The sequence below is a fragment of the Luteibacter sp. P4_E6 genome, assembly GCF_056401535.1.
Window position 1 is genome coordinate 1 of record NZ_JBFUJE010000435.1, and the last position, 3299, is coordinate 3299.

At 62.6% G+C, this 3299-nt stretch carries 2 protein-coding genes and 1 tRNA gene; 2 read left to right on the forward strand and 1 reads right to left on the reverse strand.

Features of this window, described 5'->3' with window-relative positions; translation table 11 throughout:
• Positions 1–45: 45 nt before the first annotated feature.
• Both AC1DT2_RS18715 and AC1DT2_RS18720 read left to right on the forward strand, forming a co-directional pair.
• Positions 46–120 (forward strand) — tRNA-Val (locus AC1DT2_RS18715).
• A 99-nt stretch (positions 121–219) separates the two neighbouring features.
• Positions 220–552, forward strand: coding sequence for a lipid-A-disaccharide synthase N-terminal domain-containing protein (locus tag AC1DT2_RS18720; RefSeq protein WP_477297980.1), 333 nt, complete (start codon positions 220–222; stop codon positions 550–552).
• A gap of 16 nt (positions 553–568) precedes the next feature.
• Here AC1DT2_RS18720 and metH read toward each other — a convergent pair whose 3' ends face one another.
• Positions 569–3271 carry a methionine synthase gene (gene metH, locus AC1DT2_RS18725; RefSeq protein WP_477297981.1) on the reverse strand — a complete coding sequence of 901 codons (2703 nt, stop codon included), beginning with the start codon at positions 3269–3271 and terminating at the stop codon, positions 569–571.
• Positions 3272–3299 lie beyond the last annotated feature (28 nt).

A 3299-nucleotide genomic window follows, 5' to 3' on the forward strand; every position in this document is an offset into this window, starting at 1 on the left:
GGCATTGACGGGAGCGGCCTTCCACCTTAAAATTCCGCGCTCGATGGGCGGTTAGCTCAGCGGTAGAGCACTGCCTTCACACGGCAGGTGTCACAAGTTCGATCCTTGTACCGCCCACCAATGTTTGAACAAAGCCCGGCCTAAAGCCGGGTTTTCGTTTTTAAGGTCCAGGCAAGGTCCCACCAGTACAATGCGCCGGCTGACTCACCGGATACCGCCATGCACGAAGCCCTTGCGAACCTTCACCTGTTGGTCCTGACCCCGTGGAAGATCATCGGCCTGGTCGGCACGTTATTGTTCACGGCGCGCTGGTTCGTCCAGTTCTACGCCACGAAGAAGAACAAGAAGGTCACGGTGCCGATGTCGTTCTGGTACCTGTCGATCAGCGGCAGCGTGCTCACGCTGGCGTACTTCATCTGGGGCAAGAACGACTCGGTGGGCATCATCCAGACGGCCTTTCCGATGATCGTGTCGTTCTACAACGTCTTCGCCCACCTGAAGCATCGCAACGCCGAGGAAGAGATCAAGCCCGGCGGTCCCGAAGAGACGTGATCGACCCGGGACCTCGTCAGTCCGGGTCGTAGTCCAGATAGGGTGCCAGCCAGCGCTCGGCCTCGGTCCGGTCCCAGCCCTTGCGCTTGGCATAGTCCTCGACCTGTTCCCGGCCAAGACGGCCGACCACGAAGTACTGACTGTCCGGGTGCGAGAAGTACCAGCCCGATACTGCCGCCGTGGGATACATGGCGAAGCTGTCGGTCAGTTGCACCGTGGTGTGCGCCGTCGCATCCAGCAGTTCGAACAGCGTGCCTTTCTCGGTGTGCTCGGGACAGGCCGGGTAACCCGGGGCAGGACGAATGCCGCGATAGCCCTCGGCGATCAGCGTGTCGTTGTCGAGCGCTTCGTCCGGTTGATAGCCCCAGAACTCCTTGCGCACGCGTTCGTGCAGGCGCTCGGCGAAGGCTTCGGCGAGGCGGTCGGCGAGTGCCTTGAGCAGGATGGATGAGTAATCGTCGTGGCCGGCCTCGAAGCGGGCCACGTGCTCGTCGATGCCGATGCCGGCGGTGACGGCGAAGCCGCCGATCCAGTCCTGCACTCCACTGTCCTTCGGCGCGACGAAATCCGACAGACAGAAGTCCGGACGTTCCACAGGCTTGTCCACCTGCTGGCGCAGGTGTCGAAGCGTCGCCACGGGCTTGCGCTTCGTCGTTCCCGTCTCGGTGTAGACCTCGATATCGTCGCCGCTCTGCGCGGCCGGCCAGAAGCCGATCACGCCCTTCGCGGTCAGCCACTTCTCGGCAATGAGCTTGTCGAGCATGGCCTGGGCGTCGTTGTAGAGCTCGGTAGCCTGCGCGCCAACCACGTCATCAGTGAGGATGGCCGGAAACTTGCCCGCCAGCTCCCAGGCGTTGAAGAACGGCGACCAATCGATATAGGTGCGCAGTTCGGCGAGATCGTAGTCGTCGAACGCGGTGATGCCGGGCGTCTTCGGTGTCGGCGGTACATAGGCCTGCCAGTCGCCGACGAAGCGCTGAGCGCGGGCCTTGGCCAGCGTCACCAGCTGCTTGCCTGTGCCGCGGCCCTTATGGCGCTCGCGCACTTCGGCATAGTCGGCGCGGACCTTGATCATGAACTCCTCGACCAGATCCTTGCTGACCAGCGACTGCGCCACGCCGACGGCGCGCGAAGCGTCCTTCACCCACACGGTGGGCGACTTGTAGTGCGGCTCGATGCGCAGCGCGGTATGCGCGCGCGACGTCGTCGCACCGCCGATCATCAACGGCACGTGGAAGTTCTGGCGCTGCATCTCACGCGCCACCTGGCTCATCTCTTCTAGTGACGGCGTAATGAGACCGGAGAGGCCGATGATGTCGGCACCGACTTCGCGCGCGGTGTCGAGGATCTTCTGCGTCGGCACCATGACACCGAGGTCGAACACCTCGAAGTTGTTGCACTGGAGCACCACGCCGACGATGTTCTTGCCGATGTCGTGGACGTCACCCTTGACGGTAGCCAGCACGATCTTGCCGTTGTTCTTCGCGCTGTCACCGGAGATCCGCTTTTCTTCCTCGATGAAGGGAATCAGGTGAGCCACGGCTTTCTTCATGACGCGCGCGGACTTCACCACCTGCGGCAGGAACATCTTGCCGGCGCCGAAGAGGTCGCCGACGATGTTCATGCCGGACATCAACGGGCCTTCGATCACGTCGAGCGGACGCGTGGAGATCAGTCGCAGTTCTTCGGTATCTTCGACGACGAACTGGTCGATGCCGTGTACCAGCGCATGGCTCAGGCGATCGATCACCGGCTTTTCGCGCCAGGCCGCCGTCTCGACAGCGACCTCAGCCTTGCCGCCCTTGTACTTGTCGGCGATATCGAGGAGCCGCTCCGTGCCGTCGGCGCGGCGGTTGAGCACCACGTCCTCGACGCGCTCGCGCAGTTCCTCGGGAAGATCGTCGTAGATCGAGAGGCCACCGGCATTGACGATGCCCATGTCCATGCCCGCGGCGATCGCGTGGTAGAGGAACACGGAGTGGATCGCTTCGCGCACGGGATTGTTGCCGCGGAACGAGAACGAGACGTTGGAGACRCCGCCGGAAATATGCGACGACGGGAAACGCTTCTTGAGCTCGCGGGTGGCTTCGATGAAGTCCACGGCGTAGTTGTTGTGTTCCTCGATACCCGTCGCGATGGCGAAGATATTCGGGTCGAAGATGATGTCTTCGGGGGGGAAATCCGCCTCGTTGACCAGGAGCTCATAGGCGCGCGAGCAGATCTCGATCTTGCGCTCCTTCGTATCCGCCTGGCCCACTTCATCGAAGGCCATCACGACCACGGCGGCACCGTACTGGCGCACCTTGCGCGCGTGCTGCAGGAACAGGGCCTCGCCTTCCTTCATGGAAATGGAGTTGACGATGCCCTTGCCCTGCATGCAACGCAGGCCGGCTTCGATCACGCTCCACTTGGAGGAGTCGACCATGATCGGCACGCGCGCGATGTCCGGCTCGGAGGAGATCAGGTTGACGAAGCGCGTCATCGCCGCTTCGGAATCGATCAGGCCCTCGTCCATGTTGATGTCAATGATCTGCGCGCCACTCTCTACCTGCTGGCGCGCGACATCCACCGCCTCTTCGTAGCGGCCTTCCTTGATGAGTTTGCGGAACTGCGCCGAACCGGTGACGTTGGTGCGCTCGCCGACGTTGATGAAATTGAGGTCGGGCGTGAGGATCAGCGGCTCGAGGCCGGACAGGCGGGTATGGCGAAGAGTAGTCATGCGGCTTGCGAGGCGTCCAGGCGTACGC